Source organism: Mesorhizobium sp. M0195 (assembly GCF_040322115.1).
Taxonomy (GTDB): domain Bacteria; phylum Pseudomonadota; class Alphaproteobacteria; order Rhizobiales; family Rhizobiaceae; genus Mesorhizobium.
The window spans coordinates 97,172-123,142 of the sequence record NZ_JAMYSV010000003.1 but is presented as its reverse complement, the minus strand read 5'-3'; the positions used below and the strand labels follow the sequence as shown (position 1 = coordinate 123,142).

Annotated in this window: 25 protein-coding genes and 1 pseudogene; 18 read left to right on the top strand and 8 right to left on the bottom strand. The window is 61.1% G+C overall.

The window, feature by feature from the left end:
* Positions 1-77 precede the first annotated feature (77 nt).
* The 4 genes from NKJ12_RS08835 to NKJ12_RS08820 all read right to left on the bottom strand — a co-directional run bounded on the left by NKJ12_RS08835 (position 78) and on the right by NKJ12_RS08820 (position 4,536).
* Positions 78-1,055, bottom strand: coding sequence for an ABC transporter permease (locus NKJ12_RS08835; RefSeq protein ID WP_352702254.1), 978 nt, complete (start codon positions 1,053-1,055; stop codon positions 78-80).
* A complete protein-coding gene (locus NKJ12_RS08830; RefSeq protein WP_352702251.1) occupies positions 1,052-2,593 on the bottom strand; it encodes a sugar ABC transporter ATP-binding protein in 1,542 nt (513 codons plus the stop codon). Before NKJ12_RS08830 ends, NKJ12_RS08835 begins: the two co-directional genes overlap by 4 nt.
* A gap of 83 nt (positions 2,594-2,676) precedes the next feature.
* Complete coding sequence (rhaS, locus tag NKJ12_RS08825) at positions 2,677-3,672, bottom strand: rhamnose ABC transporter substrate-binding protein (RefSeq protein ID WP_352702249.1); 996 nt, start codon at positions 3,670-3,672, stop codon at positions 2,677-2,679.
* A gap of 54 nt (positions 3,673-3,726) precedes the next feature.
* The gene (locus NKJ12_RS08820) at positions 3,727-4,536 is read right to left on the bottom strand and encodes a DeoR/GlpR family DNA-binding transcription regulator (RefSeq protein ID WP_352702247.1); all 810 of its coding nucleotides are present in this window, start codon (positions 4,534-4,536) and stop codon (positions 3,727-3,729) included.
* A 187-nt stretch (positions 4,537-4,723) separates the two neighbouring features.
* Between NKJ12_RS08820 and NKJ12_RS08815 the strand changes: the two genes are divergently transcribed.
* The 3 genes from NKJ12_RS08815 to ggt (NKJ12_RS08805) all read left to right on the top strand — a co-directional run bounded on the left by NKJ12_RS08815 (position 4,724) and on the right by ggt (NKJ12_RS08805) (position 10,250).
* Positions 4,724-6,826, top strand: coding sequence for a bifunctional rhamnulose-1-phosphate aldolase/short-chain dehydrogenase (locus tag NKJ12_RS08815; protein WP_352702245.1), 2,103 nt, complete (start codon positions 4,724-4,726; stop codon positions 6,824-6,826).
* Positions 6,827-6,941: 115 nt separating this feature from the next.
* Positions 6,942-8,234 (top strand): L-rhamnose catabolism isomerase, encoded by a 1,293-nt coding sequence (rhaI, locus tag NKJ12_RS08810; protein ID WP_352506211.1) that lies wholly within the window; start codon positions 6,942-6,944, stop codon positions 8,232-8,234.
* Between the two features lie 279 nt (positions 8,235-8,513).
* Positions 8,514-10,250, top strand: a complete 1,737-nt coding sequence (ggt, locus tag NKJ12_RS08805) for a gamma-glutamyltransferase (protein WP_352702242.1) — start codon at positions 8,514-8,516, stop codon at positions 10,248-10,250.
* A 64-nt stretch (positions 10,251-10,314) separates the two neighbouring features.
* On the opposite strand, the gene NKJ12_RS08800 is transcribed toward ggt (NKJ12_RS08805), so the two are convergent.
* Positions 10,315-10,659 (bottom strand): hypothetical protein, encoded by a 345-nt coding sequence (locus NKJ12_RS08800; RefSeq protein WP_352702240.1) that lies wholly within the window; start codon positions 10,657-10,659, stop codon positions 10,315-10,317.
* 124 nt (positions 10,660-10,783) lie between these two features.
* Here NKJ12_RS08800 and NKJ12_RS08795 point away from each other — a divergent pair, with 124 nt between their 5' ends.
* Positions 10,784-11,287, top strand: coding sequence for a hypothetical protein (locus NKJ12_RS08795; protein ID WP_352702238.1), 504 nt, complete (start codon positions 10,784-10,786; stop codon positions 11,285-11,287).
* 134 nt (positions 11,288-11,421) lie between these two features.
* Here NKJ12_RS08795 and NKJ12_RS08790 read toward each other — a convergent pair whose 3' ends face one another.
* Positions 11,422-11,721, bottom strand: coding sequence for a DUF1236 domain-containing protein (locus NKJ12_RS08790; RefSeq protein ID WP_352506214.1), 300 nt, complete (start codon positions 11,719-11,721; stop codon positions 11,422-11,424).
* A 418-nt stretch (positions 11,722-12,139) separates the two neighbouring features.
* Here NKJ12_RS08790 and NKJ12_RS08785 point away from each other — a divergent pair, with 418 nt between their 5' ends.
* The 8 genes from NKJ12_RS08785 to ggt (NKJ12_RS08750) all read left to right on the top strand — a co-directional run bounded on the left by NKJ12_RS08785 (position 12,140) and on the right by ggt (NKJ12_RS08750) (position 18,978).
* A complete protein-coding gene (locus NKJ12_RS08785; protein WP_254820019.1) occupies positions 12,140-12,331 on the top strand; it encodes a DUF3606 domain-containing protein in 192 nt (63 codons plus the stop codon).
* Positions 12,332-12,433: 102 nt separating this feature from the next.
* On the top strand, positions 12,434-12,700 hold the full coding sequence (locus NKJ12_RS32250) for a DUF6894 family protein (RefSeq protein WP_352777886.1): 267 nt from the start codon (positions 12,434-12,436) through the stop codon (positions 12,698-12,700).
* Positions 12,701-13,339: 639 nt separating this feature from the next.
* A complete protein-coding gene (locus tag NKJ12_RS08775; protein WP_352686698.1) occupies positions 13,340-13,717 on the top strand; it encodes a VanZ family protein in 378 nt (125 codons plus the stop codon).
* Between the two features lie 547 nt (positions 13,718-14,264).
* Complete coding sequence (locus tag NKJ12_RS08770; protein WP_352506217.1) at positions 14,265-14,936, top strand: GntR family transcriptional regulator; 672 nt, start codon at positions 14,265-14,267, stop codon at positions 14,934-14,936.
* Positions 14,937-15,019: 83 nt separating this feature from the next.
* Positions 15,020-15,865 (top strand): transporter substrate-binding domain-containing protein, encoded by an 846-nt coding sequence (locus NKJ12_RS08765; RefSeq protein WP_352702537.1) that lies wholly within the window; start codon positions 15,020-15,022, stop codon positions 15,863-15,865.
* 69 nt (positions 15,866-15,934) lie between these two features.
* Positions 15,935-16,648, top strand: coding sequence for an ABC transporter permease (locus tag NKJ12_RS08760; protein ID WP_352506218.1), 714 nt, complete (start codon positions 15,935-15,937; stop codon positions 16,646-16,648).
* A complete protein-coding gene (locus NKJ12_RS08755) occupies positions 16,645-17,364 on the top strand; it encodes an ABC transporter permease (protein WP_352506235.1) in 720 nt (239 codons plus the stop codon). Before NKJ12_RS08760 ends, NKJ12_RS08755 begins: the two co-directional genes overlap by 4 nt.
* A 21-nt stretch (positions 17,365-17,385) precedes the next feature.
* A complete protein-coding gene (ggt, locus tag NKJ12_RS08750; protein ID WP_352506219.1) occupies positions 17,386-18,978 on the top strand; it encodes a gamma-glutamyltransferase in 1,593 nt (530 codons plus the stop codon).
* Between the two features lie 153 nt (positions 18,979-19,131).
* Here ggt (NKJ12_RS08750) and NKJ12_RS08745 read toward each other — a convergent pair whose 3' ends face one another.
* Positions 19,132-20,016, bottom strand: coding sequence for a sigma-70 family RNA polymerase sigma factor (locus tag NKJ12_RS08745; protein ID WP_352506220.1), 885 nt, complete (start codon positions 20,014-20,016; stop codon positions 19,132-19,134).
* A 106-nt stretch (positions 20,017-20,122) separates the two neighbouring features.
* Here NKJ12_RS08745 and NKJ12_RS08740 point away from each other — a divergent pair, with 106 nt between their 5' ends.
* Complete coding sequence (locus NKJ12_RS08740) at positions 20,123-20,596, top strand: hypothetical protein (RefSeq protein ID WP_352702232.1); 474 nt, start codon at positions 20,123-20,125, stop codon at positions 20,594-20,596.
* 76 nt (positions 20,597-20,672) lie between these two features.
* Here the strand turns inward: NKJ12_RS08740 and NKJ12_RS08735 are convergent, their stop codons facing one another.
* Positions 20,673-21,038 carry a VOC family protein gene (locus NKJ12_RS08735; RefSeq protein ID WP_352702230.1) on the bottom strand — a complete coding sequence of 122 codons (366 nt, stop codon included), beginning with the start codon at positions 21,036-21,038 and terminating at the stop codon, positions 20,673-20,675.
* A 123-nt stretch (positions 21,039-21,161) separates the two neighbouring features.
* Between NKJ12_RS08735 and NKJ12_RS08730 the strand changes: the two are divergent.
* The 5 genes and pseudogenes from NKJ12_RS08730 to NKJ12_RS08710 all read left to right on the top strand — a co-directional run.
* Positions 21,162-21,347, top strand: a pseudogene (locus NKJ12_RS08730) (IS481 family transposase); the annotation flags it as partial.
* A gap of 1,321 nt (positions 21,348-22,668) precedes the next feature.
* Positions 22,669-23,007: a hypothetical protein gene (locus NKJ12_RS08725; RefSeq protein ID WP_352702226.1), complete on the top strand. Its 339-nt coding sequence runs from the start codon at positions 22,669-22,671 to the stop codon at positions 23,005-23,007.
* Between the two features lie 106 nt (positions 23,008-23,113).
* Complete coding sequence (locus NKJ12_RS08720; RefSeq protein ID WP_352702223.1) at positions 23,114-24,904, top strand: phage tail tape measure protein; 1,791 nt, start codon at positions 23,114-23,116, stop codon at positions 24,902-24,904.
* Entirely contained in the window at positions 24,904-25,122 is a 219-nt protein-coding gene (locus NKJ12_RS08715) for a hypothetical protein (protein WP_352702221.1), read from the top strand. The genes NKJ12_RS08720 and NKJ12_RS08715 overlap by 1 nt, the downstream gene beginning before the upstream one ends.
* A 287-nt stretch (positions 25,123-25,409) precedes the next feature.
* A complete protein-coding gene (locus NKJ12_RS08710) occupies positions 25,410-25,925 on the top strand; it encodes a hypothetical protein (RefSeq protein WP_352702219.1) in 516 nt (171 codons plus the stop codon).
* Positions 25,926-25,971 lie beyond the last annotated feature (46 nt).

The window sequence follows — 25,971 nt, the reverse complement described above, 5'->3', positions numbered from 1 at the left end:
CAGCGTCCACTTTGAAAACGGGACTGTTGCGGACGGCAACATTCCAATCGTCCCAGAGAAATGAAGCGAGGCGTCCATCATGCCGCTTCCGCCTTTTTGAGAATGATGCGGCCTTGCCGGCGTTCGCCGCGTGCGTTGAGCACCACGGCCAGGATGATGGCGCTGCCTGAAATCGCCATCTGCCAGAAGGGTGAAATGTTGATCACCGGCAGCGCGTTCGAGATGATGCCGAGGAACAGCGCGCCGAGCACCGCGCCGCCGACCGAACCGATGCCGCCGGCAATCGAAATGCCGCCGATGACGCAGGCGGCGATGATATTGAGCTCATAACCATTCGCGACCTCGACCGAGGCGATGACGTAGCGCGAGATCCACAGATAGCCACAGAGGCCGCCGATCATCCCCGAGATGCAGAAGACGATGAATTTCGTCCGGCCGACATCGATGCCGGCATAGACCGATGCGGTCGGGTTGACGCCGATGGCATAGATCGAGCGGCCGAGCGCGGTGCGCGTCATCACCAGGAAAAACAATGCAATGACCAATATGGCGATCCAGGACAGAACCGGAATGCCGAGGAAAGCCGCGCGCTGCAGGCCGATGAACTCAGCGCTCATCTGGTCGGCGTTGACCCAGGCGCCGCCTGATATGACGAAGGTAGCGCCGCGGTAGATGGTGAGGGTGCCGAGCGTTACCACGATCGAGGGAATGTTCAACCGCCATACCAGCAGGCCGTTGATGGCGCCGAGCACCAGGCCGACCAGCAGTGCGATGACGATCAGCAGCGGGATCGGGATCGCCGGATGCGCGGCGTTCAGCATCGCCACCACCATGCCGGTGAAGCAGAGGTTGGAAGCCATCGACAGGTCGATCGAGCGGGTCAGGATGACGACCATCTGGCCGAGCGCCAGGATCATCAGGATCGACGTGTCGTTGAACACCTGGCGCAGATTGGCCGGATCGGCAAAACCTGGAAACCGCGTTGAGATCAGCCCGATCAGCACGACGATTGCCGCCAGCAGCAAGACCTCGCGATATCTGAGAAAAGCCTTCATGACGCGATCCCCGCTGCCGTCCTGACCAAGGTTTCGGCGTCGAGCCCCTTATTGTCGTAGACCGCGGCAATACGGCCCTCGCGCATGACAACGACGCGGTCGGACATGCCGAGGATTTCCGGCAGTTCGGACGACACCATGATCACCGACAGGCCTTGCGCGACGAGCTCGGCCATGAAGCCGTGCACGGCCGCCTTGGAGCCGATGTCGATGCCCTTCGTCGGCTCGTCCAGGATGATCACCCTGGGCGCGGTCGCCAGCCATTTGGCGATGACGATCTTCTGCTGGTTGCCGCCCGACAGCGTGCCGACGTCCTGGCTGAGAGAAGAGGCGCGCAGATCGAGCCGCTCGGTGTAGGAGCGGGCCAGCGCGAACTCTTCGGCCAGCCGCAATATGCCGGATTTGGATGTCCGTTTGAGCGAAGGCAGCGAAACGTTCTGGAAGATCGGCAGGCCGATCACCACACCTTGTTTGCCGCGTTCCTCCGGCACATAGACGATGCCGGCATCGATCGAATCCGCCGCCGATTTCGGCGCGATCGCCTTGCCTTCCAGCGTGATCGTGCCGCGGCTGGTGCGGGTGATGCCCGATATCGCCTGCATCACCTCGCTGCGCCCGGCGCCGACAAGGCCGTAGAAGCCAAGGATTTCGCCCCTGTGCAGCTCGAAGCCTATGTCGTCGAACTCGGTCGGGTGCGACAGGCCGGAGACGGCCAGCACCGGCGCGCCGATCTCGGCCTTGCGCTGCGGAAAGATGTGATCGACCGAGCGGCCGACCATCATGCGCACGATCTGGCTCTGGCCGGCGTCCTTGATCAGCCCTTCGCCGACCATCTCGCCGTCGCGGAACACGGTATAGCGGTCGGCGATGCGGTAGATCTCATCGAATTTGTGGCTGATGAACAGGATCGCCTTGCCGTCGCTCTTGAGGAATTCGATCAGCAGGAAAAGCTCTTCGATCTCCTTCATCGAAAGCGCTGCCGTCGGCTCGTCCATGATGACGATCCGGGCGTCGATCGACATGGCGCGGGCAACCGCCACGAGGTGCTTGTTGGCGATGCCGAGATCCTTCAGCCTGGCGTCGGCTTCGATATGGCCGGCGCCCATCGTGTCGAGCACCTCGCGGGCATTCTTGCGCATGGTGCGCCAGTCGATGGTTTTGAAACGCGTGCGCGGCGCATGGCCGAGGAAGATGTTTTCGGCCACCGTCAGATCGTCGAACAGCACTGTTTCCTGGTGGATGGCGGTGATGCCGTGCCCGAACGCGGCGTGCGCGCTGGGCAGTGTGACCGGCTGGCCGTCGATGCTGATGGTGCCAGCATCCGGTTGGTAGATGCCGGTCATTATTTTGACCAGCGTCGACTTGCCGGCGCCGTTTTCGCCGATCAGCGCGGTCACCTGGCCGGGATAGAGCGACAGGCGGACGTCGTGCAGCGCGCGCACGCCGGGAAAGCTTTTCGAGATGCCGGACAGCGTCAGGCGCGGTCCGGAAGACAAAGGCGCTTCCTTTGCCATTTCGTGTTGGGCTGTCGTGTCCATAATCGTATCAAGCCCTGAAACAAGGTTCGTTTGAAAGCGCGGCGGGACCTGAGCCCCGCCGCACCGTTTCGAAGGCTCCAGGATCAATAGATCTTGGAGAACTTTTCGATGTTCGACTTGTCGAACTGGAAGGGCGGAGCCATGGCAGCCGAATTGGTGTCGTCGAGCGTGACCTTGCCGACGCGGCCGATCGACAGCGTAGCACCGGGCTTGGCTTCTTCCTTCTTCACCGCCAGGTCGTGGGCGAGGTAGACGGCGGAGTAGCCGAGATCGATCGGGTTCCACAACGCAACCGCCTGGCTGGCGCCATTGTCGATGAACTTCTTGAACTCCGACGGCAGCGCCAGGCCGGTGACGTTGACCTTGCCGATCAGGCCTTCATCGGTCACCACCTGCGCGGCGGCAACGACGCCGACCGTGGTCGGTGCGATGATCGCCTTGAGGTTCGGATAGGACTTCAAAAGACCCTTGGCTTCATCCGTGCTCTTGGCCGAGTCGTCGTCGCCATAGACGGTGGCGACGAGCTTGATCTTGGGGAACTTCTCCGGCAGCACCTTCTTGGCCGCGTCGATCCAGGCATTCTGGTTGGTCGCGGTCGACGAAGCCGACAGGATGGCGAGGTCGCCGCCTTCAGGCAGGTAGTCGGCGGCAAGCTTGATGATGGTCTCGCCGATCAGGTTGGTGTCGGAGGGGTTGAGGTGAAGCTGGCGTCCTTCCGGCGCGACGCCCGAATCCCACGAGATGACGGTGATGCCGCGCTCCATCGCCTTCTTGAGCACCGGCACCAGCGCGTCGGCGTCGTTCGCCGAAATGGCGATGGCGTTGACCTTCTGTGCGATAAGCGAATTGACCACTTCGATCTGCGCTTCGGCGGTCGCCTTGGTCGGGCCGGTGTAGATGATGTCGACATCGCCTAGTTCCTTGGCCGCCTCTTCGGCGCCTTTGTTGGCGGCGTCGAAGAAGCCGTTGCCGAGCGACTTCACCACCAGCGCGATTTTGACGTTCTCAGCATAGGCGGCATTCACGAACATGGCGGCGGAGAACGCCGCCGTAACCATCAATTTCCTAAAGAAGCTCATCGAATATCCTCCCTTGAGCGTTGCATTCCATCGCCGCTGCGGGCGTGAGTTTTCTCAGGCCTGCAGCGAAGATTCTTCTTTATTGCTTGCCGTTGTGCGGGCGATGATCAGCGTCACGCCGGCGGTCTCCAGCATCTTGGCTTCGCGATCCTCGATGCCGTCGTCGGTGATCACCGTGGCGATGCGCGACAGGCCGCACAGGATCAGGCTCGAGCGTCTGCGGAACTTCGAGGAATCGACCAGCACCACCAACTCGTCTGCCTGGTCGATCAGCTTCTGCTCGGCCTGGATCAGCAGCGGGTCGCCTTCCATCAGACCGAGCGGTCCCAGTCCCTGCGCGCCCATGAACATGCGGCGCGCGTAAAAATTGCGCGTCACGTCATTGTCGAAGGGCGACAGGATGATGTTCTGCTCGCGGTAGATGGTGCCGCCCGACAGCATTACCGTGTTCTTGGAATGTCTGAGCAGGTGCTCGGCGATCGGAAAGGAATTGGTGAAGATCGGCATGCGCCGGCCGGTCAGGAAATGCACCATCTGGAAGGTGGTGGTGCCGCCATTGATGATGATCGGCTCGCCATCCTTGCAGAGTTCCACGGCTTCCCGCGCGATTGCCCGTTTCTGCGCAGCGTTGATGGTCTCGTTGACGGAAAAGGGCCGGCCGGCAAGGCCGATGAACTGCGGCGGCGAAAGCGCCTCTGCACCGCCGCGCACCCGGCGCAGGCGTTTTTGCACGTGCAATGCCGCGATGTCGCGCCGAATCGTCGCCTCGGACGACTCCGTCAGGTCGACCATCTCCTGCACCGTCACCACAGGTTTTTCCTGGACGGCGGACAAAATGATCCTGTGGCGCTCTTTCTCGTGCATGGTTCCTCCCTGCTTGAGCATCTAGGCACCCAAAGCGCGCAGTGTCAATCATTTCCGATCAGATAATTTCATTGTGCAATGCAATATGACTGATATTGATCGTTTGTGATTGACAAGACAGCCGCTTGCGTAGAAATTCGTACAAAAGGGACCGGCGCCGTTTGCGTGTCCCAAAGGGAGGATACCTATGCTCGACAAGCGCTCCGGCACGCGCCTCGCCAATCTTTGGGATAACGCAAAAGCGCAAGCAATGAGCGAACCGGAACGTCTGGTCTATCGCTCGAACGTCCTTGGCTCCGACAAGCGCGTCACCAATTATGGCGGCGGCAACACCTCCTCCAAGATCTGGCAAAACGATCCGCTCACCGGCGAAAGCGTGGAAGTGCTGTGGGTCAAGGGCTCGGGCGGCGACAGCGCCTCGATCAAGCTCGACGGCTTCGCCACACTGTACATGGATAAACTGCGGGCGCTGAAGGGTCTCTATCGCGGCCTCGAACATGAAGACGAGATGGTCGGCTATCTGCCTCACTGCACCTTCAATCTCAACCCGCGCGCGGCCTCGATCGACACGCCGCTGCATGCCTTCGTGCCGAAGCCTTATGTCGATCATATGCATCCCGACGCCATCATCGCCATTGCCGCCGCCAAGGATTCGCAGGCGCTGACCAAGGAGATCTTCGGCGACACGATCGGCTGGCTGCCATGGAAACGTCCGGGCTTCGAACTCGGCCTGTGGCTGGAGAAATTCTGCCTCGAGAACCCCGACGCCAAGGGCGTCGTGCTGGCCAGCCATGGTCTGTTCAGCTGGGGCGACACGCCGAAGGAATGCTACGAGACCACGATCTCGGTTATCAATCAGGCAATCGACTGGTTCGAGCGCAAGAGCCAGGGCAAGCCGATCTTCGGCGGCGAAGTCGTCAAATCCCTCGATGCGCCGGCGCGTCGCGCCGTGGCCGCAAAACTGATGCCGAGGATCCGCGGCCTGATCTCCGAGAACAGCCACAAGCTCGGCCATTTCGATGATTCGCCTGCCGTGCTCGAATTCGTCAATTCCAGGGATTTGCGGCCGCTGGCGGCACTCGGCACGTCCTGCCCGGACCATTTCCTGCGCACCAAGATCCGGCCGCTGGTCATCGAGTTCGACCCTCAAAATCCCGACGTCGATGCCATCATTGCCCGTCTTGCCGATGACGTGGCGGAGTATCGCGTCGGCTATCAGGCTTATTATGACCGCTGCAAGCACCCGGATTCGCCGCCGGCGCGCGATCCCAACGCCGTGGTCTATCTGGTGCCCGGCGTCGGCATGTTCACCTTCGCCGGCGACAAGGCGACGGCGCGCATTTCAGGCGAATTCTACGTCAACGCCATCAACGTCATTCGCGGCGCCTCGACGGTGTCGGCCTATGTCGGCCTGCCCGACCAGGAAGCCTTCGACATCGAATACTGGCTGCTCGAAGAGGCAAAGCTGCAGCGCCTGCCGAAACCAAAGGCCCTTGCCGGCCAGATCGCGCTGGTCACCGGCGGCGCCGGCGGCATCGGCCGGGCCACCGCCAACCGGCTGCTGCGCGAAGGCGCGTGCGTCGTGCTGGCCGACATCGACGAAGCAGCCCTTGCCAGCGCCAATGAGGAGCTTGCCAAGGCTTATGGCAAGGATTTCGTGCGGCCCGTCGTCATCAACGTCACGTCCGAGGACCAGGTGATCTCCGGTTTTGCCGAGACGGCGGTCGAATTCGGCGGCATCGATATCCTCGTGTCGAATGCCGGCCTGGCAACCTCGGCGCCGATCGAGGACACCACGCTGGCGCTGTGGAACAAGAACATGGACATCCTGTCGACCGGCTATTTCCTGGTTTCGCGCGAAGCGTTCCGGCTGTTCCGGGCGCAAAACATCGGCGGCAACATCGTCTTCGTCGCTTCCAAGAACGGGCTTGCCGCATCGCCCAACGCCGCCGCCTATTGCACGGCCAAGGCCGCCGAGATCCATCTGGCACGCTGCCTGGCGCTGGAAGGGGCGGAAGCACAGATCAGGGTCAATGTCGTCAATCCCGACGCCGTGCTGCGCGGCTCGAAGATCTGGAGCGGCGAGTGGAAGGAACAGCGCGCCGCCGCCTACAAGATGTCGACCGACGATCTCGAGGAGCATTACCGCTCGCGTTCGATGCTGAAGCGCTCTGTATTCCCAGAGGACATCGCCGAAGCGATCTATTTCTTCGCCTCCGATATGTCGGCAAAATCGACCGGCAACATCATCAACGTCGACGCCGGCAACGCACAGAGTTTTACGCGATAAGCGACCGTCTTTGAGGGGTTGGCGCCGAGGCCGGAACTTTACCCTTCTCCCCGGGGGAGAAGGTGCCGGCAGGCGGGTAAGGGGCAGCGCCAACCGAACGCATTTGGGAGGAACCATGTCCGAAACCATCATCTCCGTCGACCTCGTCGACAAGCATAATGCCGCGCGCAACGCCGACCTCAAGCGCGATTACGACTCTCTCGGCGAGCGCCTCGACCGCCGCGGCATCGCCATCGACGCTGTCAGAGACAAGGTCGAGAAATTCGCGGTCGCCATTCCGTCCTGGGGCGTCGGCACCGGCGGCACCCGCTTTGCCCGTTTTCCAGGCGCTGGCGAGCCGCGCGACATTTTCGACAAGATCGAGGACTGTGCCGTCATCCGGCAACTGACGCAGGCGACGCCGACCGTCTCGCTGCATATTCCCTGGGACAAGGCCGATCCGAACCGGCTGAAGCAGGCGGCATCCCGCTTCGGTCTCGGCTTCGACGCCATCAACTCGAACACCTTCTCCGACGCCAGCGACCAGAAGCTTTCCTATAAATTCGGCTCGCTGTCGCATGCCGATGCAGCAACACGCCGGCAGGCGGTCGAGCACAACCTCGAATGCATCGAGATCGGCAGGACGCTGGGCTCGAAAGCGCTGACGGTGTGGATCGGCGACGGCTCGAACTTCCCCGGCCAGGTCAACTTCGCCAAGGCATTCGAGCGCTATCTCGACGCGATGAAGGAGATCTACGCCGGGCTGCCGGACGACTGGAAGCTGTTCACCGAGCACAAGATGTACGAGCCGGCCTTCTATTCGACCGTCGTGCAGGATTGGGGCACCAACTACATCATCGCCAAAGAGCTTGGCGACAAGGCGTTCTGCCTGGTCGACCTCGGCCATCACGCCCCCAACGTCAATATCGAGATGATCGTGTCGCGGCTGATCCAGTTCAAAAAACTCGGAGGCTTCCACTTCAACGATTCGAAATATGGCGACGACGACCTCGACGCCGGCTCGATCGATCCCTACCGCCTCTTTCTGGTCTTCAACGAACTGGTCGATGCCGAGCTTTCAGGCGCCGAAGGCTTCGATCCGGCCCACATGCTCGACCAGAGCCACAACATCACCGATCCGATCGAAAGCCTGATGCTGTCGGCGATAGAAGTGCAGCGCGCCTATGCGCAGGCGCTGCTGGTCGACCGCAGGGCGCTCGAAGGCTTCCAGGATACCAACGACGCGCTGATGGCGACGCAGACGTTGAAGATAGCCTATCGCACCGATGTCGAGCCGATACTTGCCACGGCACGGCTGAAGACAGGCGGCGCCATCGATCCAGTCGCCGCCTACCGCGCCGCCGGCTACCGGGCGAAGGTTGCAGCGGAACGGCCGGCGGTGGCGAGCGTCGGCGGCGGGATTGTTTGATGCTGGTGAAAATGAAAAACCCGCCTGAGGCGGGTCGTTGGAGCCAAATAGCACCATACCCAAATTAGTAGCATAGCTGCCGGCACAAAGCAAGAACAAAATTGCTTGTCAGCGTTGGATCGTGGCTTCATTTCAGCTTGGGTTCCTCTCCGCCATGAATGGGTGCCATGAATGGTGTCGATAGAAGGCGCAAGCCTCGCCATATCTTCCCATTAATGTCAGTAGACTCAACCTCTCCAAGCGCGTTTCCTAGGCCTACCCACGCCTCGGAGAACGGCCATGCACAACACCCGCCGAACCCTAATCGCCGTCACCCTTTCCCTCACCCTGACCTTCGTGCCGTTCCTCGCCTTTGCCGCCTCGCCGCAGCCGGCGAAGGGCGAGCACGGCATGGTGGTGACCGCCCAGCATCTGGCGTCGGAAGTCGGCGTCGAGGTGCTGAAGAAGGGCGGCAACGCGGTCGATGCAGCGGTCGCTGTCGGCTACGCTCTGGCTGTCGTCTACCCGACCGCCGGCAACATCGGCGGCGGCGGCTTCATGACCATCCGCTTCAAGGACGGCCGTTCGACCTTCGTCGATTTCCGCGAGCGCGCGCCGCTCGCCGCGACCAAAACCATGTATCTCGACAAGGACGGCAAGCCGGTAAAGGGCGCCAGTCTCGACGGCTATCTGGCGGTCGGCGTGCCCGGTTCGGTGGCCGGCTTCGAGATGGCGCGGGAGAAATACGGCACGCTGACGCGGCAGGATTTGCTGGCGCCGGCTATCCGCTATGCCAAGGACGGTTTCGTGCTGGAGCAGGGCGATGTGGCCTCGCTCCTGGGCGGCGCCGAGCGGCTGGCCAGGGACCCAGCGGCGGCCGTCATTTTCCTCAAGCCGGACGGCAAGCCCTATGCCGTCGGCGAGCGCCTTATCCAGGCCGATCTCGCGGCCTCGCTTGCCGCGATTTCGGAACGCGGCGTGGATCCCTTCTACAAAGGTGCGATCGCCGACGCCATCGTCAAGGCGAGCGGCGAGAAGGGCGGCATTCTGGCCAAGGCGGATTTCGAAAATTATGCCGTGCGCGAGCTCAAGCCGGTGACCTGCAATTATCGCGGCTACGAGATCATTTCCTCGCCGCCGCCAAGCTCCGGCGGCGTCATCATCTGCGAGATCCTCAACGTGCTTGAGTTCTACCCGCTGTCCTATCTCGGCGCCGGTTCGGCCGAGACGGTTCACGTCATGGTCGAGGCGATGCGCCACGCCTATGTCGACCGCAATTCGGCGCTCGGCGATCCCGGCTTCGTCGACAATCCGGTCGCAAAACTGCTCGACAAGAATTACGCCAGGGAAATTCGCGAAAAGATCGATCCGTTCCGGGCCGGCGTCTCGCAGGAATTGATGCCGAAGGGCTTTGGCGAGAGCAGCGAGACGACGCATTTTTCGATCATCGACAATGATGGCAATGCCGTCGCGGTAACCTACACGCTGAACGGCTCGTTCGGCGCCGGCGTCGTCGCCGCCGGCACCGGCATCCTGCTCAACAACGAGATGGACGATTTCACCCAGAAACCCGGCGTGCCCAATCTCTATGGCCTGGTCCAGGGCGAGGCGAATGCGATCGCGCCGAAAAAGACGCCGCTGTCGTCGATGAGCCCCACCATCCTCGCCAAAGACGGCAAGCCGTTCATGGTCATCGGCAGCCCCGGCGGTTCCCGCATCATCACCATCACGCTGGAGGCGATCGTCAACGTCGTCGACCACGGCATGAACATCCAGGAGGCCATCGACGCACCGCGCATCCATCACCAATGGTTGCCCGACACGGTCTATATCGAACCTTTCGGCCTGTCGCCCGATACCGAAAAGCTGCTTACCGGCATGGGCTACCGTCTCGATCTTGCCGACACGACCTGGGGCCAGGCGGCCGGCATCCTGGTCGGCGGCAAGAGCCTGGCGGAAATCGAGAAGGGTGGCGGCGCCCGCTACAATGGCGCCATCGACAGCCGCGCCGCAGCCGGCAAGGCTATCGGGTATTAAACCCCAAAAAGTGGGAACCGGTTTTCGGATAAGATCATGGTCAACAAGAAGATTGCGCCTTGCTTCAGGTGACCAGCGCGATTGTCGACGCAATCAGCATCAGCGCCGCGATGCCGACGAACAGCGCGTAGATGCGCGGCCGGTCGAGCAGAAGCGCATTGCCGGATATCCATGCTGCAGTGGCGCCGCCAAGCGCGAAAAAGAAGGTGCTGCGGCGCCCGAAGCTCAAGCCGGCAGCCATCAGGCCGCCGATGATCAGGGCGCCGAACACGATGATCACGGCGACTGCGTATTTTTCGAAATCGTTGCCGCCGGCGCTCGGGCCGATTGCGTTCAACCTCGACAGATCGTCCGGATCGAACGGGCTGGTCGACCCATATTCGTCTTGACCGACAGGCTCATGCATCATTCGTTCTCCGCAAACCGACAGCAAATCATCAAGCCTCGCCGAGCGCAACCGCTCGCCGAATGTGATTGGCACGGTGTTCAACACTTTCTGGCGGCGGCTTGCCAGAGATTTTTGGGTGCGTGCCTTGATCGCCCCGCTGTGCGGTCTGGTCAAGCGCTTTGCAGGAGTTGAATCTTCAGGCCGCTCTGGCCAAAGACTGCGTTGCCTGAACGGAAGCTCCAAGCACCGCCTGTGCGGTGTCGGCCTGCCTTTCATCGACGTGCGCCAGCACCAGGATCACACCCTGTTCGGCATCCCGCCGGCCTGGCTGCTTGCCGCTATCGGACAATGTGTCGAAAAGCCTGCCGGCAATGCAGCCCAAGGCTGCACCGACGAGGGTAGATGCCAGCCATCCCGCGCCGACGGGATCGACGCCTGGGATATCAAAGGCGCCGAGGCCGGCCAACAAACCCGCCGCCGCGCCAAGGGCGGCACCGCTGCCTGGACCGCGCAAGACGGCGCCGATTTCATCATCGTAGGGTCCGATGACGCTGATCTGGTGGCGCGCAATTCCTGCTGCCTGAAGCGTTTCGACGGCACGCGCCGCCTGGTCATGGGAATCGAAAAGTCTGCTGATTGTTCGCATTGAAACTGCCTGTGAGGCCCCCCGGCCGTCCATGTACGGCGGGTTCCTGCCGAGCGACGACGCCGCGGAGCCGCCTAACGCAAACGTCACCCGCCGCTCATTCTGAGGGGGGGGTGACGGCTGCCTGAATTTTCACGTCACTCGATGATCTTGACGATCTTGCGCGTGCCGGGATCGACGACGACGGTGCGGTTGTCGACGACGACATAGCGGTATTTGACGTTGGGGACTTCATGAAGCTCGACTGTATCGGGAAGCGTTGAGCCGATATTGAGCTCCACCCCAGGGATTTTCACCGAGGCCAGCGGCTGCTTCTTCACATACTCCTTGATGACCGTTTCCTGCTCCGGCTCGATGACGACGTCTTGCGCCGCAACGGCTCCGACGCCTGCCAGCAGCAGAAATCCCGCCACTGCGGTGGAAAAATGCATTCTCATGGATCGTCTCCTTTGCGAACTCGGTCCGCTCTTCACGCCAAGGCTCACTCGAACGGAAGGCAGCTGAAAACGTTCCGTCGACGGGGCTTCGGTCCTGCCCGGCAGGGACCAACCGACGTGTTACCGCAGGACCTAAGTCTGATCCGTGCGCGCAAAGGGTGGGTTTGCCGCGTGACCCGGAACCGTGGCGGCGCGTGGCCGTTTCGGGCTGCACGTGCCGGGAGGATTCCATGGAAAAGTCGACGGTTGCTCGCACCGATCTTGGCTGTTCCACTCCGATCGAACCCGACAGCTGCGCAGCCTGTCCCTTCCTGCGCCGATAGGTTCGCCCGTCAGTTTGTGGCGAGCGAAACCTCAAATTGCTGCGTGCGTCAAAGCTGACCCCCGGAAGCGAAGAGAAGGGGCGAGGAGAACAGAAATGGCCGACGACAAGAGCAAGCGAGACTTCAGCGACCGCAAGCGTGTTTCGGTGGATGAGTATTACGAGGTCGAATATTTCGCGCGGGAAAATGGTGTTTCGCCCAGCCAGGTGAGCAAGCTGATCAAAAGGACCGGCGGCGACCGGATGATCCTCTCGCAGGCGGTGAAGGCATTGCGCGAGCGCAAGTGAGATGGCGGCGAAGCCAACGGTGGAGAGGCACTGATCGCGATTGGCCGAGATCGCGGCCATCTGCCGACAACGTGCCCGGATGCCGAGCTTCGGCCAAGCGCAATGCCCCACTACTTCTTTGATTCCGATGAAGACGGAATCGTCTATTCCGACGATCAGGGAACCTTATATGACGATTTCCCGCTGGTCAGGAAAGAAGCCCTTCGCACATTGGCCGAGATGGCCAGGGATGGCCTTCCTCACCGCAGGATTGCAGTCAAGGTCCGGGACGACCGTGGCGGTATGGTCCTCGAAGTGGCTTTGACCTTTGCCGTCGAAACGCAGCATTTCGACGAGCGTATTTTCCAGATCGACTTGCGCACGAACTGACGCCTCGATCGTCATCGCGCCGACCATGAGTTTCTGGTGCAGCCGCATCTTCCCTAGACTGGAACATTAGAAGTCTCTAATTGTTATCCTAAGCAGCGGGAACCTCCCGGGTTTCTGCTGCAGATCGGGGTGCAAACCCGGTCGGCCCGCGCCCTCCGCCAGAGGCGCGGGCTTCGTTTGTTTAGCCGATGCGCAACGCCGTTCGGCAGCAGCATATTGGAGACCTGCGGGAGCATTCGTAGCATCAGTCGCTACCGCGGCGCCCTGGCGCCCAGGCAACGGAGCCCGTCGTCCGACAGGGCGGCGGGCTTTTGACCCCTTTGCGCAATCGGTGGAATTCTGGCCGGCGCCGATTCGTGTGGCATGGGTAAGGTGCCCCGACGCAGCGCCGGCCAAGCGGAAAATCAGGTCCGCCGCAGCCAGATAGTAGCCGGGTCAGCGCGGCAGGGAATTGCGTGATCGCGGAAGCTACCGCTGGCCTATTGCACTCGCCACGGGCCCGGCCTGTGCAGCGGCTGACCCGAGGCATTCATTCATTCTGACGATGCACCGGACGCCCCGACGGCGGAAATTGGACGCCGCGCTCGCTCTGGCCGGTGGTGTTCCCCCGCAGATTTCGGACGAAAGGCCATTTTATCCTTGTTGCGCCTGGATTCCTATCAGATCGTGGCAAGGATTGCCTTTCCGGCCGCGTTTGCCGGCGTTCTGCTGTTCGCCCTTTTGCCGGAGCAGCTCCTGCTGGGTCTTGGCCTGGCTTTCACGTTTGATCACGACAAGCTCAATCACGCCGCCGCCTTCGTCGTCCTGGCGGCTCTCGGAAGTCTCGGCTGGCCGGAACGCAAGGCGAAGCTGATCGTACTGCTCGTTCTCACGGGCGCAGCGATCGAGGGGCTTCAGGCCGTGCAACTGATAGGGCGCGACCCGGATCTGTTCGACTGGGTTGCCGACTGCGTGGGAATTGCGTGCGGACTGATGGTTGCAGGCTGGACAAAGCGGCTCGCTGGCGGATTGCCATAGGTGCTGAGAGCCTAACGTCGCCGGCGCACCCGCGCTCCAGGGTTGTGAAAATGGCCGGCGCCACTTGGGGGGCGCGTTGGGGTAAGTTGCCTGATCGGGCGCCGGCCAGGCGGAAAAATCAGATCCGCCGCAAAGTAACGTAGCAGGAATGGCAATGCGCGGCAGTAGCGTGATCGCGGAATGTCCGCGCTCGCGCCTCCGGTGCGGTGACCCGTTTTGGGTCAACAATTCTGGCACCTGAATTGCACTGTAAGCAATGCCGGGGAACACTCCGGCGATCGTCCCCGAATATGGGGCCTCGCCGCTTCGCAAATGGAGCGGCGGGCCTTTTTTTGAAAGTTCGGTGGCGTCGAAGGTTTCCGACGCGTGGGCGTCGAAAAGCGGCCGATCAGCGGCTTAGCTGACCACGGTGCGCTTGCCCGATTTCCCCGATCAAGTGCTTATTCTCACAAGAGAAATTCTAACGCGCGCAAGCTTCTGTGCTTGACACAGGTCTCGACAATTGGATAAGTGGATACACAGATACGCTTTTGACCGGACCAAGGACGTGGCAGCAGACGCAATCGAGCCGTTGGGTATCACGACCGCCGAGGAGGAGGCTTATCGCCACATTCAGCGGGCTCTGAGGATGGGGCGTTACCGGGCCGGGGACCGGCTGATCCCGGAAGAGATCGCGACGGAAATCGGCATGAGCCGCATGCCGGTTCGCGAAGCATTCCGCCAACTGGCTGCGGAAGGTCTTGTGGTCATTCGCCCGAACCGTGGCTGCATCGTCGCCGGGCTTACCCTCGATGAGATCTACGAAACCTTTGAAATACGCTCCGTGCTCGAAGGGTTGGCGGTGAGGCTTGCCATGCCGCACATCGATGTCGAAGTGCTTGAAGAACTGGAACGCCAGCTCGACCGGATGGAGCGCGCCAGCCAGACCGGCAGCAGCGACTGGGTCGTGCGCCATCAGGCCTTCCATCTGCAGATTTGCCAATTGAGCAACAGAGCCAAGCTGGTCCGGCAGATTGCCAGCCTGCACGTCGTGATCGAGCCCTACCTGCGCATCTGGTTCGACTATGTCGACAAACCCGCCAGCGCGCGCGCCGAGCACGAGATCCTGATCGAGGTGTTGCGGTCAGGTGATGCCGGCAAGGCAGAGATCGTCATGCGGGATCATATCGTCGAGACAGCGCCGCTTCTGGCTAGCTTTGCAAGTCCCGGCCGCCGCTAGGAATACCATCTAAATCGTTGAAGCCGGAAGATAATCCGGCACGACGAAAGGGAACTGCCACACCGGCAAAAGAGGAGATTGACATGAAAATTAGCCGCATCGCAGCCATTGCGTCGGTCCTGTTCGGCCCGGTCCACGCCGCTGTCGCACAAGAAACGCCAAAGGCAATTACCATTGCCACCGAAGGAGCCTACGCGCCTTGGAACTTCACAACGGCCGACGGCAAACTGGACGGCTTCGAGGTCGATCTCGCCAATGATCTGTGCGGGCGAATGAAGATCGAGTGCAAGATAGTCGCACAGGACTGGGACGGCATGATCCCCGCGCTGACCGTCGGCAAGTTCGACGTGATCATGGCGAGCATGTTCATCACCGAAAAACGTCTGAAGGTCATCGATTTTACCCAGCCATATGCGGTGGATCCCTCAGGTTTCGCGGTCGCCAAGGATAGCGAACTGGGCAAGCTCGGCATTTCCAACGAGCGGTTCAAGCTGGACAATGAAGCCTCTGCGCAAGCGGCAATCGACAGGCTCAAGCCATTGCTGAAGGGAAAGATCATTGGAGTTCAGGCTGCGACGGCAAACCTGGAATTTGTAAGAAAATACTTCTCGGACGTCGCCGAGATTCGCGAATACAAGACCACCGAGCAACACGATCTCGATCTCGCCGCGGGTCGCATCGACGCGCTCTTCGCACAGCAGACAGCGCTGGCTGCCACGCTGAGCAAACCGGAGTTCAGCGACTATACGCTTGCAGGACCAGGATTTGTCGGGGGTCTCTTCGGTCTTGGCTCCGGGGCCGGTATCCGCAAAGAGGACACCAAGCTGAAAGACATGCTCAACGGCGCCATCGACGCCGCGACCGCCGACGGCACGATCAAAACCCTGTCGCTTAAATGGCTCAAGAGCGACGTCACTCCAGTCAAGTAGGCGCTTGCCGGCGAACGGCCATTCCTGACCCGTTTCGGAGCTGAGCCGTTCGTCCTGCCGGGGATATCAATGGTTGACGCATTCCGGCTGCTTGGTTTCCAGAACGGAGGTTGGGGGGCTGCTCTTCTCATGGCGGCCTCGATCACAGTGCTCCTGTCTGTGCTGGGCTTTGCGCTTGGCGCTGTATTTGGCGGGCTGGCAGCGGCCGGGCGTCTCCACAACTCCCAACTGCTAAGGTTCTTGGCCCTTGGCTATTGCACGGTTTTCAGGGGCGTGCCCGACCTTCTGACCATTTATCTGCTTTACTATGGAGGTAGTGTCGCCCTGACCTCGCTTGGTCATAGCCTGGGCGGGTCCGGATTCGTTGGCGTTCCGGCCTTTGCCACTGGAACCTTGGCTATCGCAATCATCTCGGGCGCCTATCAAGCCGAGGTCTATCGAGGGGCTTACGTCGCCATCGACCAGGGACAGCACGATGCCGCTTGCGCGCTTGGTCTCAACCGGCTGCAGCGGCTGCGCCAGATTATTTTTCCCCAGCTCCTGAGATACGCGCTGCCAGGCCTCGGCAATGTGTGGCAATTGGTTCTGAAGGACTCGTCGCTGATATCGGTAATCGGCCTCGTTGAACTGATGCGCCAGGCACAGATCGCCGCAGGTTCGACCCGTGAACCGTTCATCTTCTACATTGCTGCAGCCTTGCTCTATCTGGCTATCGCTTCCGTCACGGGCAATGCCTTTTACCGTCTGGAACGAAAGGCGCCGTGGCGCGTCCGGTCGGCATGATAGATTTCAGGTTTTTCCTCGAAATCCTGCCGAAACTACTCGCCGGCCTGCCGCTTACGATGGAACTGGCCCTGACTTCCATCGTTGCCGGCTTCGTTCTTGCCGTCACATTGGCGCTTGCCCAGCAATCGGAATCGCCCTTCGTCGTCCTACCGATCCGTGGCTTCGTTGCCGTGTTCAGGGGGACGCCCCTGCTGGTGCAGATTTTTCTGACCTATTATGGCCTTGGTCAGTTCCGGCACCAACTGTCGGCAATTGGATTATGGGCCGTTTTCCGCGAACCCTACTGGTGCGCAATCATCGCGCTGACACTCAACACCACCGCCTATGGCAGCGAAATCCTGCGCGGCGCGATTCAATCGGTGCCACACGGCCTTGTCGAAGCGGCCCGGTCTGTCGGCCTGTCCACCTGTTTGACCTATCGGCACGTTATCCTGCCGCTGGCCTTTCGCCAGGCGCTGCCGAGTTACGGCAATGAAATCATCCTGATGATCAAGGGCACGTCTCTGGCTTCCATCGTAACCTTGATGGAGGTGACTGGAATTGCCCAGGGATTGATCTCCCAGACCTACCGCGCCTTTGAAGTCTTCATCTGCGCGGGCGCCATTTATCTCACTTTGAACTTCGCGATCATCCGTGCCTTGGCGGCACTCGAATACTGGATGTCGCGGCATCTGCGGCACCGCCCCTCGACGATGAGCGACGCCGCCTCTTGAGCACGACCAGAAGGGCATAGCATGCGAAATTTTGAGAAACCAACGCGCTCGGTTGTCGTTTCACGCGAGGCCATGGCCGCCACCTCTCATCCGTCGGCGACCCTGACGGCGGTGGAGATCATGGCGGCCGGCGGCAACGCCATGGATGCCGCCATCGCAGCCTGCGCGGTGCAATGTGTCGTCGAGCCAGCCTCGACCGGCATTGGAGGCGACTGCTTCGCTCTTCTGTCGCGAAACGGATCCGGCGAGGTCATCGCCTACAACGGATCGGGCAGGACACCCGCCGCCCTGACAATTGACTGGTTCCTTGAACGTGGCATGGCGGAGGTGGCCCGTAATTCTCCTGGCTCCGTCACCATCCCGGGGGCGATCGATGCCTGGACCAGATTGCACGCTGATCACGGGCATATGCCCTTCGATCAAATCCTGGCCCCCGCTATACGTTTCGCCGAGGAAGGCTACGCCATTTCACCGCGGGTCCATCGTGATTGGGCGTTGGAAGAAGAACTTCTGGCCTCTGATGTTACGGCGAAACGGATTTTCCTGCCAAACGGCCGCGCGCCAGACGTTGGCGAAGTGCATCGCCAGCCTGAGTTGGCTGCAACGCTGCGGCTGATCGCCAAGAAGGGACGAGAGGCCTTCTACACTGGCCCTGTGGCCGAAGACATGGTCGCCTATCTTCGTGGGCTCGGCGGATTGCACACACTCGAAGATTTCGCCGCGGCAACAGGCGAGTACGTGACCCCGATCAGCGCGGCGTTTCGAGGCTGCGATGTGTTCGAATGTCCGCCGAATGGCCAGGGTGTGATCGCCCTGCTGATTCTAAACATCCTCTCGCGCTTCGAAGCCCACGGCGACCCGCAATCCGCGGACCGGCTTCACCTGGAAATCGAAGCAACACGCCTCGCTTACGCCGCGCGTGACCTGCTCGTCGCCGATCCCGACACTTCCGAGGTCCCGGTGGCCGAGATGTTGTCGAATGCCTGGGCCGATCGTCTGGCCGGCATGATTGACCTAAAGCGCGCCCGCGCGGACCTGCCGGCGTTCGATATGCCGCTGCACAGCGACACGGTCTATATTTCCGTTGTCGATAAGGACCGCAATGCGGTCAGTTTCATCAACTCGGTCTTCGACAGCTTTGGCTCGGGCCTGGTCTCGCCACGCTCCGGTGTCGTCTTGCACAATCGCGGGCAAAGCTTTTCGCTTGACCCCAGGCACCCCAATGCAGTGGCGCCGAACAAGCGACCTTTGCATACCATCATACCCGGGATGCTTGCGAGAGACGGCCGGGCAGAAATGCCTTTCGGCGTTATGGGCGGCTACTACCAGGCAATGGGCCACGCGCACCTGCTGACGAAGGTGCTCGATTTCGGGATGGATCTGCAGGAGGCGATTGATCTGCCGCGGGTCGCCCCCGTCAGCGGCACCATGAACGTCCAGGCCGAACACGGGCTCGCTGGCGAAACCGTAGCTGAACTTAGCCGACGCGGTTTCGAAATCATTCCCGCCACGGACCCGATCGGCGGTGCGCAGGCCATTCGCATTGATTGGGCAAACGGGACCCTGCTGGGCGGTTCTGAACCGCGCAAGGACGGCTGCGCCCTCGGTCTGTAGAGCGGTTATGGCCAGAGCGGGATCCGAGATGCCGAAGACGTTTTCATCGACATTTGACCGGCGTCGCTGGCGCCATGGTCCAGATAATTCTCGCACGCCATCGACAACGGCAGGCAGCTGGATGTAGCGACAAATCATAAGTCGCGACTTGGGCTAATCTGGTGAATTGAGCGTGGCAAAATCGATCTGACTCAGGCGAGCGGGATCGCCGATCACTTCAATGGCTCGGATTTTCTCCCCTGCCGCGTCTATCGTCAGTGCATATCGCGCACGTCCGGTCGGCGCCACAACAATCCCTGGCGCCCCGTTCAGAAGCATTGGCGTCGCGAATTGCGTACGTGCCGCGAAGGCAAGAGCCCCCCTCGCAACTGTTGTGGACCCATGTGCTTCCACCGCTCTTCCGTCAGGAGCCGCAGACGAATCAACACGGATAACGACGTCCGGGTCGAGGAGGGCCACGATCGCATCAATGTTGCCGGAACGAACTGCGTTAAGAAACTCATCCACAAGCCGCCGCCGCCCGTTCAATTCAGCAGCGGAAACAGTGGGCTGACCCCGTATGCGACGACGAGCTCGGCTTGCCAGTTGCCGCGCCATGACCGGGGTGCGGCCGACGATAGGGGCAATCTCTTCGAAGGGCACATCAAAGACGTCGTGCAGCACGAAGGCGACACGTTCGGCAGGAGCAAGCTTTTCGAGTACGACACTCAACGCAAGGCCGACCGAATCGGCAATCGCTAATTCCTTGTCGAGGTCCGCGGCGTCTCCCGAATCCGCGCCCCACGCGGAGAGCGCCTGCAGAGTCTCCGCGCGTGATTTGCGCGCCCGCAGCATGTCGAGGCAGACGCGCGCAACGACAGTAGTGAGCCAAGCGGTAAGATTGTCGACGCTCCGGGCATCTGAGCGGCTGAGGCGCAGCCACGCTTCTTGCACTGCATCGTCGGCCTCTGTCGATGAACCGAGCAGGCGGTATGCAACCTTCCGCAGACGCGTGCGGTCAGCTTCGAAGCGCTCTGCCAGCCATTCATCAGGTTCCATCTGTCACATTTTCCCATCGCTGTCCGTCACAGTGATGACGGAGGAGGCTCATCCGATGTGACAACTCCATTTCAACGGCCTGGGATGAGACAAAGGAGATATCATCATGGAACTGACCAACCCACTGATTCCGATCTTTGTTGCCTTGCTCGGGACTTGGTTCGGCGCAGCCGTGTTTTATGTGGTGGTCATAGCCCCCGCCGTCGTTCAAGCGGGGCCGTCCGGCGTCGGATTCCTGCAGACGCTCGCGCGACGCTACGGCACCGGCCCCTTCTATGCCGTCTTGGCCTTTCTGACGGTTGCGACCGGCATGTGGATGTACGTGGCCGGTGCCCGCGGCGTGTGGACAACGCTGAGCGTAGGCTTGGCAATACTGGCGCTGTTTCTCGGTGCATCGGCCAATCGGATCGCCGAGAGGAAGTGGGTCCACCTGGTCGGGAACATCCGGGGCTCTGCAACAGGAGACCAGGGCAGCGACGTGGCGACAGCAATCGCCAAAGCCGAAAGGGTCAACGTCGTGACGACGGTCGTGCTCGGGCTCGCGCTCCTCTGCGTGGTTCTGAGTCGAACTATGGAGTAACAACTCGCAAACGCGCGGCAATCCACATTGATCGCGGGAATTCGTATTCCCTCAACCACCGGCTATTTGTTCAAGCTCAGTCCTTCTTGAACTCGAATAGCTCGATGACGTTGCCCGATGGATCTTCGAGCAAGATGGCGCGACCGGCACCGCCGTCGCTGATGTCGCCGCGGAATCTTGCATCAGCCCGGCGCAACCGCTCAATGAGCACATCGAGTCCCTTCGTAACGATCATAAATCGGTTCCACCCGCCCGGCTTCGGAACGCCGCCCGCCTGACCACCGCTCCCCGCACCTGGGGCGCTGAGATACAGCGTCAAGTCGTCACGCAGCAGCGCGGCGAACTTGCCCGGATTGCGCATTTCGATCTTGAAATCGAGATAGTCTCGATAGAATGCGGCCGCCTCATCGACGTCCGCAACGATGTATCGGACGGAAGCCATTCAACCTTCTCCTCTGTCTTGGAGCTACAACAGTCAATTTCGGCAAAGGTTTCCCTGTCGGTGGAGCTGAGTGCAGAAGCGGGCTTTCTGGATGCCAGCCGAAAAAGTCGGATGAGGTTTTTGGACAAAAAGATCAACCTCGGCCAGGTCTTCGCAGGCCAGACCGTCGGCATCAAACAGGCCGAGGACCATATCTGGCTGGTCAGTTTCCTGGACTATGATCTGGGCTATTTCGACGATGAGACATGTAGGCCCGAACCACTCCAAAACCCTTTCGGGCCAAAAGTGTTACCTATGTCTCCGGTATAAACCGTAACCTATGTGTCCAGAATGGACCGGAGGTGGATGGTGCCCAGAGGCGGATTCGAACCACCGACACGCGGATTTTCAGTCAAACGTTGATCGGCCAATAACAAGGGCTTGCGGCGAAACAACCGTCAAACCCACGATCGAAGATCAATCACTTAGCCGCGATCTGTCAAACCCGGCGACGTTCCCGGATGAACCGGAAAATTGGCAACTTCTAGCTGCCAAAGCAAGCGTCGTCGACGCTGCATGTCGAGTATTCGGACAGAAGGCGGCCAAGCAACTTTGGTCTGAGCTGGGCCTTCCGCCGATCGCGGGCAGGGCCCCCGGAACCCCCGATCCTATATTGCTGCAGCATGTGGTCGAATTCGTCGACGCGCGCCTGGTCGCAGATTGTCGCGTCGGCATTGCCGCGGCGCAGCTTCACAGAGCCTATGGCATTTGGTCCATCGAAACCGGCGCGCCGCCGCTATCCCTTACTCGATTTGGCTTGCTGATGCAGAAGACCGGCATTCGGCGTGTGGCTGGCCGCACAGTCACATACGAAGCGAGGTTCAAATGACCAAAACCCCGTACCCCCGTTTTGGGTTGGCGCACAGCCGAAAAGTAGTGCTTTCCTTGTTTTTATTAGCTTTTTCGGCGCGACACTCGCGACAGTTCGCGACAGTTCGCGACAGTTCATTCAGCGAAGATAACAAAACGAAATCAAAGGCTTGCGACAGTCCGCGACAGTTTTGTGGGGTGTATACGTAGAGACAAAAGGGTGCGGGATATTTTCTCCCACCTCTAATACGGCGAAAACTATCGCAACTGCCGAACCTATTGATATCTAACAACAATACTATCGCTAAACTATCGCTAAACTATCGCTAAGTGGTGCAGAGGAAAATAATGGATAAGGATTTGAAGCTGTCAGTGGCCGGCCGAGTGATCGGCACGAGGAGGTTGAGACAGAGCCTTTATCTGGAGGAGCCTGACTTCGCCAAGGAGCCGACCCGGATCATCCGATTGCGTCTAGCGTTACAGGCCGAGGCGGTTCGTCTGTTGGTGACCGAGCGCGGCTGGAGTGTAGATGATCTCGCTTCCTGCCTTGGCTTTCGAGCCAAGAAGGTTCGCGAGTTGATGAGATATTTTCCGCCCGCCATTCGCGAGGCAATGAAGGGTCGCGCCCCACCCCCCGGTGTAGGGACCGTATCAGCGTTTCCGCCCCATACGGGCCCGGGGGAGCCCGGGATTTTTCTAGTAGGCGACTTCGCAAGCGGTACACGCAACACGCGTTCCCCACGCGTGCAGCACACATCATGCAACCTGAAGGAGAATACGAATGATTGAGAAGACCGTCACCCTGTCCCGCCGCTATGAAGCGCATGGCGCTGTTTTCGAAACGGTGAAGGTGCGCGAGCCGCGGTTCAACGACTTGATGCAGCTGGGCGAGCCCTACGAGATGCAGCGCGCCGCCGGCAACAACGTCGTCATCGAGAACGTCGAAACGGTCGCCGCCTATGTCCGGCGTTGCGTCGTCGAGCCAGGCGTCGACATGCTTGGCGAGCTCGGCATCAAAGACGCCAGGGCGGTTCGGGTCGCTGTGCTCGATTTTTTTACGTATGGCGAGCCAGCAATCGCCTCGCCTGCCTCGAAGTCGGAACCCGCGCCGACGAGCTGATTTTCCGGTTTGGCATGCGGGCGGCGGATGTCGCCTGCATGCCCATGTCGGAAATCCTCGCCTGGTTCGCGCGCGCCGTCGCATATCACAATCGTAGGAGCCAAAAATGAGCAATCGTACCGTCGAAGCCGTGATGCGGCTTTCTGCCAAGCTGGGCCCGATGGGCGCCTTCGATAAGATGGGCGCCAAGCTGAACCAGGTCAATCAGAAGTCGATCGCGTTCAACAGGACGCAAGGCCTGCTCAATCGCACGATGTCGGCCATGCCGATCGGGCGCTTCATTGGCCCGGCCATCGCGGGATACGCCCTCACGCAATCGATCAAGGAATTTGCCTCTGTCGAGCGCCAGCTCACGCGCATCGGCCTGACGCTTGGCGCGTCGCGCGACGAGATGCAGGGCCTATATCAGGACGTGAACCACTATGCCAAAGCCTACGCCCTGCAGTCCGACCAGGTCATGGAGACCGTCGGCGCCTACGCGGCCGCCGGCGCCAGCCTCACGGACATCCGCAACGATCTGGACCTGCTCACCAAGTCGCAGCAGGCGCTCGGCGCGTCGGGCGAGGATGTCGTGAACAGCTGGAACACCGCGCGCCTGTCGCTCGGCTTGACGACGAAGGACGCCGAAAAGTTCTTCTCGATCATCGCCGCCGGCAGTTCGGCCGGCAAGTTCGAAGCGCCCGACATGGCGCGCTTCCTTCCCTCGCTGCTGCCGTCGGCGGCCAAGCAGGGGTTCCAGGGGATCGAGGGCGCGCAGCGCATGGTCGGATTCCTCGAGGTGATGGCGAACTATACCGGCACTGTCGGCGAGGCCGCGACGTCGGTCGGCGATTTTCTCGAAAAGCTTTCCAGTCCGGACGTCGAGAAGCGGCTCTCAAAAATCAGCGGAAGCTTCCTGAAACGCATGTCGGCCGCTCGCGAAAATGGCGAGGACATGCTCAAGGTGACGCATGATATTTTGATGGAAGCCACCGGCGGCAAGGCGGACCGGCTTGGCCAGATTTTCGGCGACAAGGAGGCCCGCCAGGCCGCAACCGTGATCCTCACCAAATATGACGAGATCGTCGCCGCCCAAAAGGAGATCGCGGCGAATGCGCCTGGCGTCCTCGATCGCAACAACGCGCAGCTGCTGAAGAACACGCAAGCCGGTCTTGACCGGATCAAGGAAACGCTTAGCGAGCTGCAGATTCAGGCCGGCGATTTCGCCGCATCGCTCGGCGTCGTCGACGGGCTGAAATACATTGTCGACACACTCGGTTATGCCAACTCGGTCAATGCCGGTCTCGAAAAAATCGGCGTCCATGGGTTCGCCGCGCGCACGGCGTGGGGCATCACCCACGGCGACGAGGACAAGGACCAGATGGCCCGGATCGGCGGCTATCGATCGGATGAAGAACGCCGCGCCGCTGCCGCCTACAAGCAATATGGCGATTCGCGACGTGCCGGCATGCCTCGCGATCCCAGTTTCGGCGCCGGCACCGACGCCAATGGCGTGCCCATTCCGCTGCCCTACGGCGCGCCGACGCCGCTCGGTCCGGTGGTGCGCAGCAACCTTTACCCGGCACAGCACGGCCGAGGATCTTCGTACCGGCCGGATAGCGACTGGTCGCTGCCGCCAGGTGCGGGCGGCGGGTCGCAGCCGGCCGGCGACTGGTTCGCCCCCGTAGGCGCCGAGATCGAGGATAAGATCGCCAGCGGCGGCCAGCAGGCCGGCCAATCGATCACCGACGGCGCCAAACAGGCCGGAGGAATATTTGCAGCGATGGTCGCCGGCATTGGCAAGCAGCTCGGCACCGAGGCCGGTGCAGCGTTCAACGCGACAGCAAGGGCGCCGACGCCGGCAGTGCGTGCGGATACTGGACGCTCGAGCGCTGGCCGTCTGATGGGGCCGAGGTGATGGCGGTCGATATCGACTATCTCACCGAACGCGTTCGCCTCATCGCCGACGAGCAGGCTGACATGATCCGGATGGCTTGCGCCATGGGCGCAATCGACGATCGGGACGATCGATTGTTTCGTGGGAGGGTGATCGTCGAGGCAGGTTCACGCATCGCCGACCTCTGGAAGGAGATCGCAGCGCACATAGCGGGTGGGGGCGCGGGGGTCGATGCGTAAGAGAGCGGTCTCATTGGCTGGAGGCACTATCTCACCGTCGTTTCAGTGCTCTTCCCGTGAAACATTGCCGACGTTTCACGCTCGCGCCGTACCCTCGCTGCCGGCTTTGAGCATCGCCACAGCGCAAACCGCTTCTACGCGGCGAGCCACCGCACGCGGCCATGCCATGGGTGCCTGGCGCGGTGAGAAGGGCGCATGGTGCTCGTCGTGCGACCGCTGCGGAGAATCGCTAGACCTAGCCATAGGTGCGCTCAGCGCGGCCGGCGTGGCTGCCGTGAAGGCGCATGGTGGCATTGCTGGCGAGATGGAAAGCGGCGTGGTTTACGTGCTTGGCGGTGCCTTGGAGCCCTGTCCTGTCGATGTCTAAGGGCGATAGTTTGCGGGCGGGGCTCAAAAGCTCATGGGGGCCGGGGGTAAACGATCCCCGACACAAGGGTTTGAGCGAAGCGGCCGAAAGGCTTCGCCGTCTCGCTGACTTCATTGTGGCCGACAGGCCGGTCGACCGGGGCGACGCGCTCTGGTTAATGCTGATGCTTCGCGACATCGTCGAATTGGACGATGACCGGCCGCCAGACCCGCGTCTTATTCGCAGAAAGGCGCTGAGGCGCATCTGGCACAACTTCTATCCGACCACACCGCGCACGACGGCGGCGCGCATCATGGCGGTCGAATGGCGTAATGCCGCAGCCAAGGATAATGCGCTGGCTGGGACCATCGCAGATTATTTCCAGCGGCTCAGCCGCTCTAGCATCCGGCCTGTTTCCGAGCGCCAGATCATGGACGATCTCGACTACGACCTGTGACTGCATTTTTCTGCATTTCGGATGCGCCGCGCGGTCAAATCGCCGA